The organism is Marinobacter sp. 1-4A (genome assembly GCF_016597725.1).
Classification (GTDB): Bacteria; Pseudomonadota; Gammaproteobacteria; order Pseudomonadales; family Oleiphilaceae; genus Marinobacter.
In genome coordinates this window covers 665,227-684,993 of record NZ_VCGY01000001.1, presented here as the reverse complement: position 1 = coordinate 684,993, position 19,767 = coordinate 665,227, and the positions used below count along the sequence as shown (strand labels likewise).

13 protein-coding genes are annotated in these 19,767 nt (G+C 52.8%); 7 read left to right on the top strand and 6 right to left on the bottom strand.

The window, feature by feature from the left end:
- Nucleotides 1–128: 128 nt before the first annotated feature.
- Together FE845_RS02970 and FE845_RS02965 are read left to right on the top strand one after the other, a co-directional pair.
- Nucleotides 129–3,419, top strand: coding sequence for a DUF4214 domain-containing protein (locus FE845_RS02970; RefSeq protein ID WP_200361677.1), 3,291 nt, complete (start codon nucleotides 129–131; stop codon nucleotides 3,417–3,419).
- Between the two features lie 264 nt (nucleotides 3,420–3,683).
- Nucleotides 3,684–4,379: a DUF1566 domain-containing protein gene (locus FE845_RS02965; RefSeq protein WP_200361676.1), complete on the top strand. Its 696-nt coding sequence runs from the start codon at nucleotides 3,684–3,686 to the stop codon at nucleotides 4,377–4,379.
- A 57-nt stretch (nucleotides 4,380–4,436) separates the two neighbouring features.
- Here the strand turns inward: FE845_RS02965 and FE845_RS02960 are convergent, their stop codons facing one another.
- Nucleotides 4,437–6,911 (bottom strand): acyltransferase family protein, encoded by a 2,475-nt coding sequence (locus tag FE845_RS02960; protein WP_200361675.1) that lies wholly within the window; start codon nucleotides 6,909–6,911, stop codon nucleotides 4,437–4,439.
- A gap of 95 nt (nucleotides 6,912–7,006) precedes the next feature.
- On the opposite strand from FE845_RS02960, the gene FE845_RS02955 reads away from it, so the two are divergent.
- Genes FE845_RS02955 through FE845_RS02935 form a run of 5 tightly spaced genes read left to right on the top strand, consistent with a single transcriptional unit; the run spans nucleotide 7,007 to nucleotide 12,047 of the window.
- Nucleotides 7,007–7,807, top strand: a complete 801-nt coding sequence (locus FE845_RS02955; RefSeq protein ID WP_200361674.1) for a SapC family protein — start codon at nucleotides 7,007–7,009, stop codon at nucleotides 7,805–7,807.
- 48 nt (nucleotides 7,808–7,855) lie between these two features.
- Complete coding sequence (locus tag FE845_RS02950; RefSeq protein WP_200361673.1) at nucleotides 7,856–9,856, top strand: hypothetical protein; 2,001 nt, start codon at nucleotides 7,856–7,858, stop codon at nucleotides 9,854–9,856.
- Nucleotides 9,834–10,799, top strand: coding sequence for a glycosyltransferase family 2 protein (locus tag FE845_RS02945; RefSeq protein ID WP_227714066.1), 966 nt, complete (start codon nucleotides 9,834–9,836; stop codon nucleotides 10,797–10,799). The genes FE845_RS02950 and FE845_RS02945 overlap by 23 nt, the downstream gene beginning before the upstream one ends.
- Nucleotides 10,783–11,205, top strand: a complete 423-nt coding sequence (locus FE845_RS02940) for a GtrA family protein (RefSeq protein WP_200361671.1) — start codon at nucleotides 10,783–10,785, stop codon at nucleotides 11,203–11,205. The genes FE845_RS02945 and FE845_RS02940 overlap by 17 nt, the downstream gene beginning before the upstream one ends.
- Nucleotides 11,202–12,047 (top strand): hypothetical protein, encoded by an 846-nt coding sequence (locus FE845_RS02935; RefSeq protein ID WP_200361670.1) that lies wholly within the window; start codon nucleotides 11,202–11,204, stop codon nucleotides 12,045–12,047. Before FE845_RS02940 ends, FE845_RS02935 begins: the two co-directional genes overlap by 4 nt.
- Nucleotides 12,048–12,052: 5 nt before the next feature.
- Here FE845_RS02935 and FE845_RS02930 read toward each other — a convergent pair whose 3' ends face one another.
- From FE845_RS02930 to FE845_RS02910, 5 genes are all read right to left on the bottom strand, one after another.
- Nucleotides 12,053–12,991, bottom strand: coding sequence for a hypothetical protein (locus FE845_RS02930; protein WP_200361669.1), 939 nt, complete (start codon nucleotides 12,989–12,991; stop codon nucleotides 12,053–12,055).
- A 145-nt stretch (nucleotides 12,992–13,136) separates the two neighbouring features.
- Nucleotides 13,137–14,039 (bottom strand): NAD-dependent epimerase/dehydratase family protein, encoded by a 903-nt coding sequence (locus FE845_RS02925; RefSeq protein ID WP_200361668.1) that lies wholly within the window; start codon nucleotides 14,037–14,039, stop codon nucleotides 13,137–13,139.
- A complete protein-coding gene (locus FE845_RS02920; protein ID WP_200361667.1) occupies nucleotides 14,036–15,283 on the bottom strand; it encodes an ABC transporter ATP-binding protein in 1,248 nt (415 codons plus the stop codon). Before FE845_RS02920 ends, FE845_RS02925 begins: the two co-directional genes overlap by 4 nt.
- The gene (locus FE845_RS02915; RefSeq protein ID WP_200361666.1) at nucleotides 15,280–16,086 is read right to left on the bottom strand and encodes an ABC transporter permease; all 807 of its coding nucleotides are present in this window, start codon (nucleotides 16,084–16,086) and stop codon (nucleotides 15,280–15,282) included. Before FE845_RS02915 ends, FE845_RS02920 begins: the two co-directional genes overlap by 4 nt.
- Nucleotides 16,083–19,694, bottom strand: a complete 3,612-nt coding sequence (locus tag FE845_RS02910; RefSeq protein WP_200361665.1) for a glycosyltransferase — start codon at nucleotides 19,692–19,694, stop codon at nucleotides 16,083–16,085. The genes FE845_RS02915 and FE845_RS02910 overlap by 4 nt, the downstream gene beginning before the upstream one ends.
- Between the last annotated feature and the right edge of the window lie 73 nt (nucleotides 19,695–19,767).

The following is a 19,767-nucleotide window of genomic DNA, read 5'->3' as shown; positions in this document are numbered from 1 at the left end:
AAGCTGCGCAATGTAGTGAAGTGGCTAAAGTGACACGATGCTGACGTGTTGTTAGCCTTATCGTGTTATTTTACCTGCTATAAATTGATCAATTTATAAGCACTTTATATAAAGATGGAGTAAAGCACATGGCTTTAAATGTTAACGAGCTTGGTGTTATCCGCACCTACGTTGCAATCACTGGCAACGCGCCGACACAGACAGAACTGAACAACGCGTTCGACACTACTGGCCTCGACGCTCTTGCGACAGCACTTATCCAGGCTAAGCCTGCGCAAAGCAACAACGGGTTCGTAACCGACCTGTACACCAATCTGCTAGGCCGTGCGCCTGAAGCAGAAGGTCTGCAATACTGGACTTCACTGCTAACCAGCGCTGCTGGTCCTAACCAGTTGAGCAAAGCTCGTCTGGCCGTTGAGTTCCAGAACGCAGCCGCGTTGAATGCAGCTGACGAGCCTGATTTTGTTGATGGCACTGCCGGCCTTTCTACCGTGAACCGCGACTTCGCAGACGGAGAGACACCGACGAATCCAGGCGAAACACCGGACGACATCGTCTTTGACTTCAACTTTAACACCGACAAAGGTGAGTCGGATGTTACTGGTTGGACGCACGCTTCAGGTGACCCCGGTAAAGCCGAGGAGTTTGAGTCCAACACCAACAAGATCTTCAACGTTGGTATGCAGGCGATTGACCAAGGCGCAGGCACTATCTCTCGTGACTACTCCTTCCGTCTTGAAAACCAGCTGGGTGAAGAAGGTCAGTACGAAGCCTACTTCCTGTCCCCAATTCTGGACAACGTAACCACCAACTTGGGTTCTGTTCTTACCGTTGAAGTTATCGACCGTATGGCCGAAGCCAACGATAAAGACGCGGCCCTAAGCCTTGTTGCTATCGAGTCTTTCAGCTTCCGTCTGAACGGCGAAGAAATCGTTGTAGGCTCTCAGGATATCCTGAACGCTGAAACCTACGAAGAGCTAGCTGCCGCTATCCAAGCGCGCATCGAAGAGCTTCGCGTGGACAACACTGCACTGAACAACGTAACTGTTGAACTGGGCGCAGACTTCACACGTCAGCAAGTAGATCCAGACACTCTGGTAACTACTGGTGCAAACGTTCTTGGTACCCAGATTCTGGTTACTGCAACGGGTAGCAACCTGATTGAGCGTGGCGGTTTCTCCTTCGGTGATCGTGCCGGCGGCGACCGTAACGTTGACCCCTCTGGTCGTCAGGACACCAACGTACTGGGCTCTTCAACTGACCTGATCACCACCAACCTCGAACTTAAGAATGTTGGTTACGGTTCACAGGGCGGCGCAGTAAACATCTCTGGTCAGTCTATGTCTGACGTAGGCGTTCAGCAGTTGGACGTTACAGCAGAAGCTCACAACCTTGATCTGGGTGTGTGGCTAACCAAGCTGGCCTCCAACCCGCTGCGTGCTACCGATGTTAACTTCCTAGAAGTTGTTAACCTGACTGGCGCTGCGAGCTACTTCCACCTTGGTGCCGAGCAGTCTGCGGCTCTGAGCTCTGACGGCGGTGCGGTTCTGGATGGCAAAGCTAACGCTGGTCTGTCTGACGTTCGCGTATTCAACGCAGCTCAGTTCGGTCAAAACGTTCGCATGAACGCTGAAGTGACTGAAGCGGTTATCGCTCGTGACCTAGTTCGTGTTGACGGCCAAGACAACGCAGCTGCAGACAACGTTGTATACTCCTACAACTTGGGTGGCGGCGACAACGAGCTGTACCTGTCTTTCAGCCAGTCTGTTATCGCTCACGAAGATGCTTCTTTGAGCATCACCACCGGTAGCGGTAACGACAAGGTTGTTCTGGTACTGGACAACGACACTACTGCTCCATCTAACTGGTACGCTAACCAGAAAGATCAGAAGAACATCGTGATCAACACTGGTTCTGGCAACGATGTTGTTGAAACTCAGGGTGCAGGCGATGCCACTATTCTGGTAGGTGCAGGCAACGACGTTGTTTACGCAGACAACAGTGGTAAGCAAGACATCGGTGGCACAGACTTCAACGCTCACTGGGTATTCAACTCAGAGAACCTTGAAGTTCAAGACCTGTTGGGCGGCTCTGGCTCGCCTCTGGCTGGCACTTCTGGTACCACTGGTCCTTACTTCCTGTATGACACTACTCTAACCGTTAGCTTCGCTGGCGCTGGCGTAACGCCTGCTGGTGGTCTGACTGGCGCCGCAGCTGCTGCGTTCACCAACGGTTTTGAAGTAACTGTTGACGTACCAACCGGTGCTAACTACGCGGCTACTGAGCGTCACATCAACCAGGCTATGAAAACAGCCATCAATGGTGATGCGGTTCTGAGCAAGTTCTTGGTAGCGATCGACGGCCCGAACGACACCTTGATTGTTCGCTCTCTGGTAGACGGCGAGTTTGCAAATGTTGACCTGAATGTAGACCTTCAGGCTGGCACTTTGCCAACTGGTTCTGCTCTGACTCAGTTGCAAGCTGCTTGGGAAGCGTTCAACAACGATTCTTCAATCGGTGCACTGGTACAAGGTGATCTGAACACTGCTGTAGACAGCATTGCAGACACCACTGGTACTGGCGGCTACGAAGGTCTGGGTGCTCTAGACAACCTTGGTGGCGAAACAACTGCTGCAGATTCAATTCTGGGCCAGATTTCTGGCACCGACGTTACTGGCGCAGACAGCACTGTTGAGAGCAACAACGTAATCAACATGGGTGCTGGCCAAGACGTAGTGGTTCTGGGCACTGGCGCAGACAGCAACGACATGCTTGTGTACACCGGTTACAACAACGGCCACAACACTGTACTGAACTTCGTTCAGGACACTGACGGCGCTGCTGGTGTAACGGCTACAGGCGTTGACTTCCTGAACTTCACCAGCTACCTGACCACTGAAGTAGATGCGTCTGGCTCTGGTGCAGGTTCTTCTGCGAACCCAAGCCCTGTTACTTTCGAAGGCACTGGTGCGTTCAACGGTAACACCGTTTCCATCATCGATTTCCAAGGCAGCGGCGGTAACGCACAGCAAACTTGGGATAACCTGACTGCCTCTAACCTGATAGCTCTGCTTAACGGTACTGGTTCAGGCTACGGTGCTGCGGGTAACACTGCTCTGTTTGGCGGCTACGACGCTGACAACGGCGAAACTAACATGGGCACTGCTGCGCCTGGCGCGATCATTGGCAACACCAACAACCATATCTTCATGGTTGAGAATGATGCCAACGACGGTGAGTACAAGATCTTCCACGTTACGTCTACTCGTGTAGCAGACGCTGACGCTGGCGACTTTAACACCAGCGCTCAGTTGGTTGGTGTTGTAGATCTGGGTGCTTCCCTGGCTACCAACGCTCCAGACATGGAACTCTCCTTGGTGGGTTCAGTTGAGTGGGCAACAGAGTCTGGTTTGGCGTAAGCTGAGCTTAGAACTGAGGTTTAAGACCCTCCCCGCGAGGGTCAGACAACCATCTGCTAGCTAGAGATAGCTAACAGAGCCTAAAAACCCTGACTTCGGTCAGGGTTTTTTTTGGCTTAGAAAAAGCGATTTGATTGATAGTGACAGGTTTTGATACTTGAGTTAGGTCTTCTGGATGCCTGTGTCTTTCTAGGGTCGTTAGGATTTAGGCGCTAGTTCGCTGTAAACTGTGTTTCACTCGTTACGTTTTAGGAGTTTAGAGGTATGCAAGCAGTAAGGTTTTGTGGCTTTCGGCCGCTTCTTTCGCCGGTACTCGCGGTAAGCCTAGTAAGCGTCACGCTGCTTACAGGTTGCTTGAGTAGTGGTGGGTCGTCAGGTGGTGAAGAAGATGAGGGTGTGCCGCCGCTGCCAGAGGCAGCAGGTGAGGTCCTTCGCGAGCGTTACCAGCCACTTGGCGAGAGTGCAGCTATTGTTCTCGATACCAAAACCAACCTTGCGTGGAAGCGTTGTTACTATGGTCAAACGTGGAGTTCTGAGCTTTCAGCCTGTGAGGGCAGCGCGCGAACGCTGACGTGGACTGTGGCCCGTAGTCTTATAGACGCAGACGGCTTCCGTTTGCCGGATCTGCAGGAACTCAAATCATTGGTGTATTGCAATAACCTTCACACCAGCCCAAATGAAATTGGTGAGTTGGATATCGCGGAAGGCTGTGGTTCTCCGACGTTGAGCCCCACGATAGAGCCAACCGTTTTCCCGGATATGAGGCAATTAACGGCGTGGACCAGCAGCGCCAGTGAAAACATAGAAGGTGCTGGTTTAGGCATTCAGTTTGGCAGTGGCGTATTAAGTGATTTCAACAGTGTTGAAGCCGATTACCGAATCATCTTGGTCCGCAACCCAGAAGATGGCGACGACCCACGAGCCGCAGACGGCTCACGCCCCCGCACGAACGATCAATAAGATACACACATCAGGCAGCTGATTGTATCTCGGCTGCCTGATTTCTCCTCGTTATTGCTATTCCACAAGCAAACCATTCAACCCTATCCCCAGCTTGCGCGGGTCTGCACCCACTCCTAGGTCAGTCGGTGATGCGGCGTCGGGCAATTGAAGCTCTAGTTTGAGAGTTGATGTGTGGTTGGTTTTGCTCCGGTTCGTCTCGGATATATCCAGTGCCAAGTACGGTGTGGAGTCGGCTGTTAGCAGGAATGTGCCTGCGTCTTTGCCATTTACGCTCGCCTGCACGCGTTGGCCGGTGAGCGTTGATGCTAAAAACGGTCGCGCCTCTATGCGAATGGTGCTGGCATTGCCGTAGACTGGTATATAAAGGACTACTCGGTCGCTCTCGCTCCATACGCCCCAGTCTTCCGGTAAAGACCATCCCGGCCCCATGTATTGCAGTCCGTTTCCGTTTTTATTAAAGGTAATCCGTTCGCCGGGGCGAATAGGTTCTGGAAACAGTGGTGTGATGTTAGCCGCTAGGCCGGAGCAGTTTTCGCAGTTGTTGTAGAGGCTCAGTACCGCCTCTTCAAAGTGGGGGTAGAGCACACGGTTTCCGTGACCACTGATGTGGTCACCATCAAAGTACAAGGGCAGGCCATTGCTATCAAACGGTGAGCATTCGCCATGGCTGCAGAGGTAGGGGAGCGGATCCCACACTTGCACATTGCTGAAGTTGGCATTTATGCGAGCTAAGGATTCCATCATCGGTTGGCGAAGGTCTCCGATGAATGCTTCGCTAACAGCTAACTGATCGCCACACACCGGGTTGTTCGCATTGAACCAGTCGGAACAGCGGTAGGCTGGCCCTTGTAGAACTGGCTTGGGCGCATCAAACAGTACAACCACACCTTGGCGTTCAAGGGCTTTAATAATAGGGGCAATTTCTGCATAAGCAGCCTGAAGATCATGAGCCGCTTTTTCGCTCTGGCTATAAGCCAGAACCTCTTTAGGAGAGGAGCGAACCCATTGGTCGGCAAGCCGGTGGGTTCTAAGGGAGGCAAAAAACACAATATCGCCGGGATTGGCTCTTTCGGTTAGCAGGTCCAGATAGTAGTCAATGATGGCTTGGCAGCCCTCTAGTTCCTGAATAGGGTATAACAGGTTGCCGATAGCACAGTGCCCGGTCTGAATCAGGTGGGCCTCTATACCTTGGCGCTGCCTGAGCAGGCTCACCATAGTGCTATAGGCGCCGGTGTGGGAATTGCCGATCACAAACATTTTGCGGCCTTGCAGTGCGTCACTGTTTGCAGTTTTAGGTGCATGGTCTGGGTACTCGTGTGCTCGCCACATTCTGGTGTCGGCCGTCACGCTCAGGGAAAGGTCGTTTCGGTGTTCAAATAATTGCCATGCACCGGCCCATAATAGGGCGATGGCCAAGCCACCCGCCAGTAACCCTCGGTAGGGCGGTTTGGCCAAAATTCGGGCTCTCCGCACGGGTGTTTCGATAAAATGGAAAGAGCACCCGGCTAGCAAAAAGGTGAGCGCAACCGCTGTGGCCATCTGAAAAGGTGTTTCTAGGCCTGTGGTCCAGCGCATCAGCGTATAAACAGGCCAATGCCAAAGGTAGAGGGAGTAGGATATTTTTCCGCAGTACACAGTTGCAGGGTGTGTAAGCATCAAGGCAAGTGATGCCTTGCTTGTGGTTTGGCCGGTTATAGCGCCGAGCGAAAGCAGTGTTCCAATTACTGGTAATAATGCCCAAGGGTAAGGAAAGGCATCCACATTTGCCCACAGGTACCCGGCAAGAATAGTCAGTAGCCCAACCCCAAGACAAATAGAAGCGCAATTTCCAGATAGCCGAGGCAGTCGGCCCTTGGCCTGCAGTTGAAAGAGCATCACTCCCGCGGCCAATTCCCAAAATCTGGCCGGAAGCATGTAATAGGCCCAATCTGGCCGCGATTGCCCCATCTGATAGGCGGTGTAGAGTGAAGCGATGGCCAGCGCAGGGATTAGCCAATTTACTAAAACCCTTAGTTTCCGGGCTTGTGGGTGGTTGTGAGCCAGAAACCAGAAATAGATCAGCGCCGGAAAAATGAAGTAAAACTGCTCTTCTACCCCCAAAGACCAGGTGTGAACAAAAGGGTTGAATTCGGCTCTTGGCGAAAAATAGTCATCCTGATACCACACCAGTGCAATATTGCTCAGGCCAAAAAAGGCATATAGTCCAACCTGCCGTATGGTAGAGCTCAGCCAGGATTCGGGTATGAACAGCACGGTAAAAAGCGATGTGGCCAGCAGGCACACAATAAGCGCCGGTATAATGCGCCTTATTCTTCGGGAGTAGAATCCGGCGAGAAACTGCCCAAAACTCTCACCCGTGCGCCCTACCAATGAGCGCGATACAACGTACCCTGAAATTACAAAAAACACATCCACACCGGCAAACCCGCCGGGCAGCCAGCTTGCGTCTAGGTGATAAAGCATAACAGCTAGCACTGCTATGGCTCTTAGCCCGTCTATGGCAGGCACATAAGGGTAGTGTTTATTCATTCTGTTCCCCATTAAACCGGAGCGGAATCATATCAAATATCACCCTGCCTTATGTGCTATCATTCGTGCCCATTTTTTCAATACTGAGGTTGCCCATGGCCCGTTATATCGCCTTGAACAAAGCTGATCATCGGGAGTCCGGCCTTTTGCCTGCGGGCAACGGCCATGCTCTTGAGAAAGCCGTTGTACCTGTGGTGGCAGAGGAACTGCCTCAGGTAGTGCCCACTATGCCTTTGGCCTTTGTGAGCCAAGGTGAAGGCAAGGCTTATGAGTTGGTGGCGCTTCAGTCGCTGCAGCCGGGTGTTAACGTATACGTTCACACCAATGGCCGCTGGATTGGTGGCTATAGGCCTGCCTGGTACAGAACCCATCCTTTTTTGGCTGTGCGTGATGAAAGCGGCTCGCGCCGGGTTGTATGTGTGGATGTAGAGGCTGAAGCCTTTCAGCTTGAAGCCGGTCCAGACGCCGTGCGCTTGTTTGATGCCGATGGCGAGCCTACCCCCAAAACCCGCGATTTGCTGGTCTTCCTAGAGAAGTTGGAGCAAGCCCGTGAGATGACGCAGGTGTTGGTTAACCAGCTTGAGGAAGCAGGGCTGATTGTGCCCTGGAAGATATCTGCCAGTGACGGAAAAAGCGAAGGCGGCTACGACGTTCAGGGTGTTTATCACATTGATGAAGCGGCCATGCGCGAGCTGCCGCCGGAAACCGCAGCTAAACTCTTGAAGAGCGGCGCGCTTTCTGTGGCATACACTCAGCTTCTTTCAGAGCACCGTTTACAGGGGTTGGTGCGCTTGTATGAGTTGCGTGCAGAAGCCAAAAAGCAGGCCGGGCCCGCTGAAGATGTGGATCTTGAGGCGCTGTTTGCAGACGATGACGACGACAATCTGACTTTCTAAGTTTTGGATAAACTGTAAGGGAATGCAGGCCGTGATAGGGTGTTTATTGTGTTGAGCGGGCAGAATGGTCGGGCTTGGCTGCCCTTCGCGGCTTGGAGAGTTTGGCTTGCCTGTGGCCTTGGGTTGCTGGTTGCTTTGCAGGCGTTGCAGTTTCGGTTCGGCTATAGGCTAACCGCTGACGACGCCATGTTTCTGCAGTTCCTTTGGCACGGTTGGGATCGAATTTGGGCGGAAGCAGAGGCTATCGCTAAGTTCAGTGGCCGCATTGGCCACTATGTAATGACGCCTCTGAATACCTTGGGCGCCTGGGTGTCGGGTTTTACCTTGGGCCGCCTCTTCATTCTCTTTTCTTACTACTCTGTTTGGGTGTTGTTTGCCCACTATCTTGGTAGGCTGCTCGCGGGCAATCGAGCCTTTAGTATTTCTGCATTTGTTGTGCTGGTGCTTTTGGCCTTACACCCATTGGCGTATGAGCACATGCCCCCCAACGCTTACCCATTGCAGAACACTCTGCCTTTTCTTGTGGTGCTGGCTGTTCGCCTCGCATTAATGCGTTGGCCTAGCATGCATTGGTTTGGCCAACTGGTCGCCTACGGCGGTATGGCTGCCGCGATGCTGGTGAGTGAATTTGTTTTTCTGTTTGCCACCGCTTTGATGGCTGCCGATCACCTTGCCAATATGGCTTGGCCCCGGCGCGGCGAACCTCAGGCTCGTTTTTTGGGGCTGCAGGTACGTCCGGGTAAGTTAGTGGCAGATGCTCTGGTGGTGGCAGTGGTACTGGCGGTTTATGTGGGCTTTCGGTTGCAGTATCCCTCTTCGTATGAAGGCAATGATCCCAGTGGTTTGGCGAACATCTCGCGCTTCTTTGCAACCTCAATGTTGCACCTTAGCGCCGGGACAGTGTTTCATCGTTTACCGGGTGTGGATTTTTCTGCAGTTTCCGGCGGTGCGTGGGTAGCGTCGGGATTGGTCGCGCTGATGACCGGGTTTTGTGCGTGGGGTTTGTTAAGGCGGATGCCAGTGCTTTCAGCTAAAGCTGCCATTACAGTGCTGGTGTGTGCTGGCTTGTTGATGCTCTATATTGCCGCACCTCTGGCGGCTACTGCGCGTCAACAAGAGTGGTGTTTGGACATGCAGGTTTGCGGGTATCTAGACAGCAGGGTTGCATTTCCCGGGTTTGGTATTCTGGCGTATGCACTGGTTTGTTTATGGGTAGTCTGGTTTAAAAACGGTGGACGGCAAGCGTTGTTTGCCATTCTTGCGTGTGCCTTAGGTTTGGTTGGCGGCGTTAACCATGCCGCTAATTCGCTGGTTGCAAACGATATGCTTGCCCGGGTAGCTCCTTGGAGTAACGCCAAGACGCTGGCTTGTTCCATTCCGCAGGGTGGAGCCAATGCCTTGGAGTTCTGGCTTTCACCGGCCCAGATGGCAGCGGTGGATTCCGGCCGCTCTGTGTCTATGCATGCGGATATGAACCGCCGGGTGTACTGGCTTGAGTATATGAATTTCCTACGCCGTTCCGGCGTTTGCTCTATCGAACCATCAGATAGCAGTGGGCCATTAGTTGATGCGTTTTACACCAGTTTTTCGTCTTGGTCTGCTCAGGGTGCCCGCGTTCTTGGAGCTGGTTGGTCTAACCCCGAATTTTGGGGTGTGTGGAGTGAAGGGAAGCGCTCTGAACTAACCGTGCCCTTGCAGCAGGGTGTGCACGATAAGGTAGAGGCGTTGCGCCTAAATTTTCGCCCCTACTTTGGTCCTTCGTTAAAACAGCAGCGGGTAACAGTGCTGCTTAATGGGGAGGAAGTGGCAACTTGGCGGTATTCTGCCGAGCTTCACTCGGGCAGCGATTGTTGTGAGGCAACTGTGCCTCTACCGCAAGAGGCTCTGGGCGGTCCTTTACGTCTTACCTTGGTGTACGAGGCACTCCGCAAGCCGGGCTATCCGGGCGAAAGTCTGGATACGCGTGAATTAGCGCTCGGGTTGCGGTCTCTGGATTTGATAGAACACGTAAGTGAGCCAGAAGGGGATGAGCGTGAGCGAATTGAGTGATGTAAAAATCAGTCTGGTGGTGCCAGTGTTTAACGAAGAAGCATCGGTGCCGTTGTTCATGGAGGCTTTTCTGAAAGCAAGCGCACAGTGGCCATTTGCTGCGGATGTGACGTTTGTGAACGATGGCTCTTCAGATAGCTCTCTTGCATTGCTGCGCTATTACGCAGGGGAGCACGCAAACGTTCACTACCTGTCGTTTTCCCGAAATTTTGGTAAAGAAGTTGCTCTGTCTGCGGGTATGGATCACGCGATGGGTGATGCCGTGGTTCTTATGGATGTGGATCTCCAACATCCTTTTGATGCCATTTCGCAGTTTGTGGATGTGTGGCGCAAAGATGACGCCCAGATGGTTTACGGCGTTCGCAATGCGGATAATGAAGAAACGGCGATGAAGCGCTGGACCTCTCGCCAGTTCTATCGTTTCTTCAATATGATGGCTCATACACCTTTGCCAGAGGGGGGTGGAGATTTTCGCTTGCTTGATCGCCGGGTGGTGGATGCGTTGCGCAGCCTGCCGGAAAGAAACCGGTTTATGAAAGGGCTATACGCATGGGTAGGGTTTAAAACCTGTGCTGTGCCCTATGAGCAACCTGCCCGGGTGGCGGGCACGTCGAGCTTCAATTATTGGAAACTCTGGAACTTTGCGCTGGATGGCATTGTTAGCTTTTCTACCTGGCCGTTGCGAGTGTGGTCTTACCTTGGTGTGCTAGTCGCTTTTTTTGCCTTTCTCTATGGTGGCTGGGTAATTTTCCAGACGATGGTTTGGGGTGTAAGTGTACCCGGCTATGCGTCGCTGGCTGTGGGGGTGATGTTTTTGGGGGGCATGCAGTTGATCTCCATCGGAATTTTGGGTGAATACCTCGGGCGGTTATTCATCGAATCCAAAGGGCGCCCACCCTACATTATTGCGGAAAAACAGGTGGCCGATGAACCCACCACCTGAAGAACACATACAAGCTCCCGCTTCCGGTTCTCGTTTCTCGCAGTTGGCGGGGCAGTTGATTCGATTTGGGCTTGTAGGTGGCTTGGCGACGATAGTGCATCTTGGGATGGCGTGGTGGATATTATTCACTTGGCCTGATGTATCGCCTTTTTTGGTGAACTTCTTTGCGTTTGTTGTCGCCTTTCAAGTGTCCTTTTGGGGGCACTCTCGCTATACCTTCCGGCAAAAGGGAAGTGCTTTGAAGTTTTTGGCGGTGACGCTTTCAGGGTTTGGTATTAACAATGGCTTACTGTGGCTGTTTTTGATGGCGGGGGTAAAATCCGGGTTTTTGGCAATATGCCTGTCGGTTTTTCTGGTTCCGCTGTTTGTTTTCGCTGGCTCTAAATTGTGGGTTTTCCAAAAATGAAGCCGGTTGGCTTTTGGCGGGAGGCGAAAGCTAACCTGCGCCAGCCTGCTTTTCTGCGCTTGTTGTCTGTTTTTCCTCTGTTAATCCATAGTGTTCCCGGGCAGGCCGAAGTTAAGGTTGACGCTGGCCTTGTGCTTGGGCATTTCGATTATGAGGAGCAGTCTAGCTCAGGCGCTACGCTCAATCAGGAAAGCGGAACCTTGCCGGGTGTTCAAGCAGCCTTGGCGTTTCACAGTTCGAACTCAGGCTGGATAAAAGTGTCTGGCACCCGCTTTTCTGACGATGTGCGCTACCGTGGGATGACCCAATCCGGCCGCCCGCTAAGAACGCACACAGATACAGAACAAACGTTTGTTGATGTAACGCTGGGTGGGCCAGAGATCAGCCTTCATAACTATGGCTTTACGCCAATGGTGCGGGCAGGCATGCGTAGGTGGCAGAGAAACATTCTTCCCACAACCAATACTCTGCGGCTTAACGAAGCGTACCGGTGGCGGGAGTTGGGGCTTGGTGGCTCGGTTTGCAAAAATGTGGCGCTGGGCTGGATGGATAGTTGGTGTTTGGAAGGCTGGGGGCTTTATACCTTTGAGGGAAGGGTAACAGTAGATTTAACTGAAATTAGTGCAGGCTCGCCATCCATCCGTTTAGGTTCAAAGCCCGGTGCGAGTGTTCAGGCAACTGCTTTGATTGGGCCGATTGAATTTAAAGTGTTTGGTCATTTTTGGCAGTTTGGGAAAAGCGACACGAAAATTGTTAACCGTGCAGGCGGGGGGCGTTTGCGAGTAGAAGAACCGGCCAGCCAAAGCTGGCTGACCGGGTTTGCTGTGGGCTTGAAGTTCTAAGCCGGTTAGTAGTCGATGGTGTAGGCGCTTCCCTGATAGGTCATGGTGAACGAATCACAGCCAGAGAAGGTAACGGTTAGCACTTCATTGCTGGCTTCATCCGATACAGTGATGGTGCCTGAGGAGAAACCGTAGCCACCTTCGCAAAGAACGAGGTTGCTGGCCTGATAGTCTATGTAGCCGAGCTCTTCGTCATAAACCCGGGCGCTTACATCGTAGTTGCCGTTGGACTCTGAAACGGAGACATTCTCAGAGCGGTAGCTTCTGCCGTTTCTGCCTTCGTAGCTGCTGCCATCATAGGTGCAGCCAACATAATTGTCTCCGTTGCACCGATAGCTGTAATTAAAATATTCGGTTTCACCTTGGTAGGTAACAGAGTAGTTCGCGTCGTAGCCCCAAATCCCTTCTGTTCCCATGTTGGTATAGCCAAACCAAGAGATTGTGCCGTCAATAATTTGATTGTCGCCTCCATCTCCCACACAGAAATTATTGTAGACGATGCGATAGTCGTTGGAGCCTTCGCTATAGTCTAGATCTGCGCTACCACCACAACTCCCCGGCACGTTAGTAATGGCACCGGTAGGTAGTTGGCCTAGCTCCGCAAGTTCAAGACTGTGGGAGGCAACCCAGTCGTTGCGAGTTTCTTGAGTTAAGGTTACGCCTCCGGGGAACATTCCTCCGGGCGAGTCTTCTAGAGCGATGGCCTGCTGGGCGGATTCAACGGCCGCATTGGCGCCCAGTCTTGCATCATCTTCCGATTGAATATTCGCGGGTTGTTCGTTAACGGTGCCACCACCGTTGTTTCCGCCGTTATCCCCCCCGTTATCTGGGTTGCCGCCACCGGAGCTGCTTGAGCCGCCACAGCCGGTAACGCCGAGCACTGCCGAAAACAAAATGGCCCATCCTGCTTTTGAGCTAAAAATTGCCTTGTTTGTTGTATGCATTGTTCTCTCCTTCGTCCTTGGTTTTATAGCCCCTGAACACGCGGGTGTCAGAACTATTACTGGCAGTTTAGTACCCTTTAATTAAAATGTCAGCTTTGTAATGTTTGTTGAAAATGCATACAGATAACTTGCTGCGAAATGGTACTTATTCGCAGCGTGCGCCAGCCAGCATATCGGCAAGGGTATCTCTTAGTGGCCTAGTGGATAGCGGTCCAGCAAGCTGCTCCAACCGAGTCCGATCGCCGCGCAAACTGGGTATTTCATTGGCTCTAACAAAGGCGGGGTTAACTTTTATCTTAATTTGATAACCGGCCAGATCACACAATGTGCTCATTAGTTCTTTAAGGTGGGTGCCGGTGCCGGAGCAAAGGTTAACTGCTTGGCTGTGGCCGTCACTCTCTAACAGGGCGATGTAGGCTTGGCAAATATCTCGTACGTCGGAAATGTCTCTTGCTACATCCAAGTTGCCTAGTTCAATTTCGGGTGCGTTTTCGGCAAGGTGTTTGACCATTTTGGGAACTAGAAAGTGCGGAAGTTGTCCGGGGCCGGTGTAATTGAAGGGGCGGGTGATGAGTATGGGCAGTTTGCTAAACCAGTTGGCGGCCATGTGCTCCATGGCCAGTTTGCTGCAGCCATAATGGTTTACTGGAGAAGGGCATAGGTCTTCGCTTTGTACTGGCACCTGATGCCGGCCGTACACGTTGGACGTGCTGGCCAGTATCACTTTTTTTACAGGCTCCTCTTGCTCGGCCAAAGCCGCTAGCAGATGCTCTGTGCCCAGCGTATTCACGCGGTAAAAGTCTTCTGGTGTTGGGTGTGCCACAAACGAGAGCGCAGCTAGATGGATTACGTAATCCGGCTGTAGCCGTGTAATAACGTCTTTTACCTGCGCTGCATTGGTTAGGTCCATGGGTTCGCAGCTCACACCCGTGCAATCGCCATGGCCGGTACCCGATACTCGATAACCTTGGCTCAGTAGCATGGGGGCCAGATGTTGTCCGGTAAAACCGCTGGCGCCGGTAATGAGAACGTGTGGGCTGGCCGTCATTGTGTGTCTCCGGAATTAGGTTCTATGGTTAGCTCTGGCGGTATCCAAGCTACGCCGAGGAACCGCTTTTTATTGGCGTTTACCACTTCAAAGGTGCAGGCGAGGTCTTTCCAGTGGTAGTTGTGGCGTACATGGGTGTCGTCCGCGTGCGCCGCTACAGATGTAGAGTAGCTGCCTTCACCAAGGTTGCAGGTAAATCGGAATCGGTAGTTCAGGGTTTGGCCCGGTGTTGGGTTTTCTAGCACCTGATCCAGTAGGTGGGTGTTGGTTCCGAATACGTCTTGCCGTAGGCGGTCTTTGATCACATAGCCCACCACGAGTTGATCAATATGCTCGTTAATATCGAGCTTCACTTTAAGCTCTACTTCTTGGCCAACGGTGGCTATTTCTATGGGATCACCGCTATTGGCGTCGTGTAGGGTCACGCTTTGGATGGTAGCTTCGCCGGTGCCTGATGTGGTTGCAACCCGGCCATCCTCAAGTTCTTCGCTGTGTACTGTGTGTTTTTGGTTGCCTTTGTTAGCCAGCATGGCGTTGTAGTAATCCATAATGACTTCCGGGTCGCCTTCCCGGCTGATTTCGCCGTGCTCAAGCAGGATTACTCTGTCGCAGATTCTTTGTATGGCACCGCGATCGTGAGACACGATGAGTAACGTTGTGCCTGCTCTTTGCATTTCACGGATTTTTTCGAAGCTTTTGTGTTGGAAGTAGGCATCGCCCACGGCTAGAGCTTCGTCAACAATGAGTACTTGTGGGCGCCGCGCTGTGGCAACGGCAAAGGTTACTCGCATTTGCATGCCACTGGAGTAGGTGCGAAGAGGGCGGTCAAAGTAGTCGCCCACTTCTGCAAACGCTTCCACCTCTGGTAGAAGGGAATCCGCCTCTTCGGCACTCATGCCCATCATGCTGAGGCCGTGGCGGGCGTTTTCCCGGCCCGTAAATTCGCCATTGAACCCCATACCCAGTTCTAGAATGGCTCTCACTTCTCCAAAGAGTTGGATGCCGCCTTCTGTAGGGGCGAGGGTGCCCGCTATCATTTTGAGCAACGTACTCTTACCCGCGCCGTTTTCACCCACAAGGCCAACGGCTTCGCCAGCGTGCACCTGAAAGTTCAGATTCTTGAGCACCCAAATGTCCTTCACATTACGGGTGGATAAGCCCAGCCAGCTGCGAATCCGTTGGGTGGCGTTCGGGTAGGTGCGAAACGCCTTGCCTAGATTCTCTACGTTGATGAGTACACTCATAGATGGTCTGCCAGTTCGTGTTTTACCCGCAGGTAGAGGCCTGCGCTTAGGGCAGTGAAGATGAAAGCAATGCCGCTCAGATATACGAGATGCAACTCTGTAGGGTTACGCCGGTAAAGGATCACGTCCTGAAAGGCGGCGGTCAGTTTGGCGATGGGGTTCCAGGAAAAGTAGCTATGGTATTCCGGAGGCAGCATCGAGAGCGCGTAAACAATGGGAGTTAGCCAAAACAGGAATTGGAGAATGACGGGTATTGCCTGACTGATGTCCCGGAAGAACACGTTCATTAAGCCAAAGAGCAAGCCAATGGATAAGCCGAGCCAGAGCGCAAGGAACATTAGGCCGGGCATCCACAGGTAGTGTAAATCCGGCCAGTGGCCGAGAAACAGGAAAACCATCAGCATCATTGAAAGCAGTGCAAGGCCATTTACGGTGGCGCTGCCTAGCGCAATTATTGGGAGTAGTGCTCTGGGGAAGGCCACTTTTTTAATCAGTTCGCCTTGTTCCACAAAGATCCCAAGTCCTCGGCCTACGGCTTCAGAGAATAGCGTCCAGGCGAGCATGCCGGACATCAAGTAGATAGGGTAGGCGTAAACTGTGTCAGTTTCAGGAAGCTTTGCTGACATAAGGTGCGAAAGGATCAAGGTGTAGATCAGCACCATAGCCAGAGGTTGTACCAAAGCCCAGAGTAGGCCGAGCTTGCTGCGGGCGTAACGCGCGCGCAGGTCGTTGCGGATGGCACTGCGCACGAAGAAGCGGTAGCTCCACCAGTAGCGGGCTATGGCAAGGGCTCGTTGAGTCATTCGGCTGCCTCCGGTTGGGTTAACCAACGTGCGTCGGCTGTGCCTGCATTGATAAGCCGGTTGTGGCGGTTGGCGACTTTCGACCAGCTGTGCTCCGCAAGCCAGCGCTCCCGCCCTTTGTGTACCTGTTCAATGTCACTCTCATTGCTGCCAGTCCAGGTTTGTTCGATGAGCTGGCGAATATGAAGAGTCTCAAAACCGGGTAAGGTTAGGGTTGCGTTGCGTACTTCAGTAAAAATGCGCGCCGGAGTCACGGCAACTGTGGGACAGCAGGCTACGGCCGTGCGCACGGCGGCGCTGCTGGACTCCGGTGTTTCTCTGTAAGGCAATATCAGAAGGTTGCTGCTGGCGAGCTTCGCGGCAATCGTTTCTTCTGGCAAAAACTCCGAACAGAACTCAGTAACCGCTTCAATACCTTTTTCCCGGATTCTCTGCTGGCATTGCTGTTCGTAGTCCGCAGAAGCCGGGCTGGAATGAACGCTGTTGAGCAGCAGCAGCTTTGCGTTCGCAGCTTCGGGGTGCGCTTGGCGGAAATCTGCAAATGCGTCGATTAGTTCAAGCACTCCCTTGTGGGGGAACAAGAAACCAAAGCAGGCAACTGTGAAGCTGTCCGATTGTTCTGCGTTGCTCGCGGCTGCGGGCTTTGCCACGCCTTGGGGCAGTAGGGCAACGTTGTCGGTAACACCCAACTCTTTGAGTACGTTCATATCTGAGGGGGTGTGCACCACAACACGGTAGAACTTGTTCAGCGTGTTGGCCGCTTGTTCGCGGCTTTGCTCGGGTAGCTGCAGCAGCGGAAGTGTGGCGTGCAAGGTTATAAAGCGCAGCTTGCCAGCGCGAGTGGCCGTTTCAATGGATTCTTCCAACTGGCTATCCAGCGCAAAGAAGCCGGGGTGGTATTGAACCCACACGGTGTCATCTGCGGTGGCCAATGCTTCTGGCATGTCGTGGCTTTGCGGCTGCCAGCAGCACTCCAAGCTGGTCAGTTGTTTAGCCAATGGCGCTTGGCTTGGGTTGGCGAGGTGTTTGGGTGCCCAAACGCCTACAGAAGCGCCTTGCTCAAGCAGTTCTTGTGCTAGGTAGCGGCTGTATTCGGCGATACCGCAGGCTTCACCCCAAGTGCTCATTAGGATAATCGAGCGTTCTTTTGTGTCGGGCGCCAGCTCTGTCAGCTTTTGCAAGCTGCTGGTTAGACGCTCTCGGGCGTTTTCGCTGAAGAAGGCCTTTGCAATAGCTTGCTGGGTGTCTTCTGTGGTCACCGTGCCCAAGCGCAGCTCGGTTAGAACCGCTTCGCACTGAGTTTGCAAGTCTTTGGCATCGGGGTTTACCCACAGTGAGCCGGGGGTTTGTAAATGGCTCTGTGAGGGGGCAAAAGAATAGTTGATGAACTTCACGCCCTTGCCAGTGAGGAAATCGGTGTGCGCACCGTAGCCGGTCGTGATCACGGGCAACCCATAGCGTGCAGCTTCTATAGCGGGCAAGTTGAGTCCTTCGCCACGGCTTGGAAGTACGACGGCATGGGCAGACCTGTATAGGGTATCCATGCTTTGGTCATCGTAATCCTCAAGAATTAATTGCACCCGCGATTGCAAAGATTCTGGAATCTGCTCGTTGATCTGCTCCTCTATTGTGTTATGAGGGTTGGGGAAGGTTTTGATCACCAGCTCAATATCCTGATGGCTTTCCAGTAGATCTCGAAAAGCGCCCAATAAAACATCCGCGCCTTTTCTGGGGAAGCAGGAGGAGATATGCAGGAAGCGGTATGGTGTTCCATGCGCGGGCCCTGGTGGTGTTTTCAAATCGTCTTCCATGGGCAGGGGTACTATCGCAACAGGCTGGTTGCAGCCCGAATCGATCAGCGCTTTTTTCACAACCCAACTGGTCACGATTACGCCCGAGTAGTGCTCGTTGATTTGCGCAATGGTTTGTTCTGGTACAAGAGATTCCTCCCAGAAGAAAAAGAGTATGGGCGTACCTTGCTGGGCATCTGGGTTTTCGATAACCGGGAAGTGGTGGTAAATGGCAATGTCTGCTTTTACCGGGGGTGTTTGGATTAGAGGGCGTAGGCGCTCTAGCTCGTTGGCTGGCGCGTTGTGAATCTGCGTTGATCGAGAGCCTTCTCGGGGGATCAAGGCCAGCGTTGTATTTTCGTTTTTTAGCAGCGCCATAGCTAAAGCACGGTTCACCGCCGCGAGGCTGTAAGAGCCGCTGAAGTGACCTTCAATACAGATGGTTCGTTCGGCGTTGTGGTCAGTGGTTGTTTGATGGCTATGTTCGGTGTTTTTGTCATAACTTAGCACTCGAATCAGCGCTTGCTGAATGTGCTGCAAGGGGCCCCTAGTCGAGTACTCGTTTACGCCAGAGGTGGCCGGGTGCGACGCTTTGATTGGCGCGCCTTGTAAGGTGAGGCCAATACGTTCTGCTCGCGCCTTTGCAAGGTTGGTAAGGCCCAGTAGTTTGAGCAGTTTAATCAACTGCCACTGGTAAAAGATGCCGTTTTGGCTTGCTCTGCGGGCTTGAGTCAGGCGATTGTTGCTGCCCGTTATCAGGCGGCTTATTGGTACGAGAATTCGGGTGAAAATCGCCAGCGAGCGGATTTTTTCGTCGTGGGTAGCCTGTAGTTTTCTGGTATCGAGTAGCAGGGCTTCTTGTTGTGCGATCTTTGCTTTGTATTCTTCGGTAACACCGCGCAGCACACTGTGGAACTCACTTCGCAACGCGTCTTGTAAGGCGCGTTGTTGCTTTGCAACGGCTTCTGAGAGAGCTTGTCTTTCCGTGTTTAGTCGAACAAGGTCTTGAGTGAGCTTTGCGCCCATATGTTCAACTTCGGCGTGAATGGTGCGCTCAAGGTGGTCTGCCGTTTCCTGATGGTGGTTGTCGTAACGCCTTGCAAGCTCGCTTAGGGTGATGCCTTTAACTTCTTTGAAAATAGGCTGTAGATGCGTGCTGGCCTCATCGTGCCCCGGTTTTTGGGCGATCACGGCGTAATCAGGGCTGGACTCTTTGAGCACGGTGTCTAGCGAGGGTGCTTGGTTGCGCAGCCCTTTTGCTTCACTCAAGCGCCAAACACAGCTCGGCTGAAAACCGCTATAGTCTGCCACAAACTGTAATAGCCCCGGTGGCAAGGGCTTTACATGGGTTGGGTCCATGTAAAAATAACAGGCACCGATAATCGGGTTTTCGGGGTTTGGGGTTTCCAGTATCAGTAAGCCACCCGGTTGCAAGGCTCGGTAGGCTTCTTCTATAAGGCTTTTTAGATCGTCAAACGGTATGTGTTCAACAAAATGAAAGGCCGACACTATCCCGTAATGGTTATCCGGCGCTTTACGGAGAAAGGCCAATGCATCGCTGTCGTGTGCGATTAGGTTCTTGCTCTGGCAGTCTGCCAGCATGTCAGGATCTGTGTCGACCCCTTCCGGCTGAAAGCCTGTCTTTTCGAGCGCGCTCAGCCATTCGCCGCGGCCGCAGCCTAGATCCAGAACGGGTGCTTCGGGAAGAATTTCGTGAAGCGTGTCGAGTAGGGGCTGGTAAGCCTCAAGACGACTCGCGACTTCTTCCTCGCTGCCTCTGTGGAGGTTCTCGAAGCTCTGGTAGAAACCTTTGGTCATGGATTATCCAGTCGTTAAATGCGGTAACGTTTAAAAACCGTCAATGGTATCACTGTTCTAGACAGTGGGAGAA

What these genes read in the sequence shown, in the direction of transcription:
- FE845_RS02970 (WP_200361677.1), top strand. Translation starts at nt 129, where the DNA reads ATGGCTTTAAATGTTAACGAGCTTGGTGTTATCCGCACCTACGTTGCA.
- FE845_RS02965 (WP_200361676.1), top strand. Translation starts at nt 3,684, where the DNA reads ATGCAAGCAGTAAGGTTTTGTGGCTTTCGGCCGCTTCTTTCGCCGGTA.
- FE845_RS02960 (WP_200361675.1), bottom strand. Translation starts at nt 6,911, where the DNA reads ATGAATAAACACTACCCTTATGTGCCTGCCATAGACGGGCTAAGAGCC.
- FE845_RS02955 (WP_200361674.1), top strand. Translation starts at nt 7,007, where the DNA reads ATGGCCCGTTATATCGCCTTGAACAAAGCTGATCATCGGGAGTCCGGC.
- FE845_RS02945 (WP_227714066.1), top strand. Translation starts at nt 9,834, where the DNA reads ATGAGCGTGAGCGAATTGAGTGATGTAAAAATCAGTCTGGTGGTGCCA.
- FE845_RS02940 (WP_200361671.1), top strand. Translation starts at nt 10,783, where the DNA reads ATGAACCCACCACCTGAAGAACACATACAAGCTCCCGCTTCCGGTTCT.
- FE845_RS02935 (WP_200361670.1), top strand. Translation starts at nt 11,202, where the DNA reads ATGAAGCCGGTTGGCTTTTGGCGGGAGGCGAAAGCTAACCTGCGCCAG.
- FE845_RS02930 (WP_200361669.1), bottom strand. Translation starts at nt 12,991, where the DNA reads ATGCATACAACAAACAAGGCAATTTTTAGCTCAAAAGCAGGATGGGCC.
- FE845_RS02925 (WP_200361668.1), bottom strand. Translation starts at nt 14,039, where the DNA reads ATGACGGCCAGCCCACACGTTCTCATTACCGGCGCCAGCGGTTTTACC.
- FE845_RS02920 (WP_200361667.1), bottom strand. Translation starts at nt 15,283, where the DNA reads ATGAGTGTACTCATCAACGTAGAGAATCTAGGCAAGGCGTTTCGCACC.
- FE845_RS02915 (WP_200361666.1), bottom strand. Translation starts at nt 16,086, where the DNA reads ATGACTCAACGAGCCCTTGCCATAGCCCGCTACTGGTGGAGCTACCGC.
- FE845_RS02910 (WP_200361665.1), bottom strand. Translation starts at nt 19,694, where the DNA reads ATGACCAAAGGTTTCTACCAGAGCTTCGAGAACCTCCACAGAGGCAGC.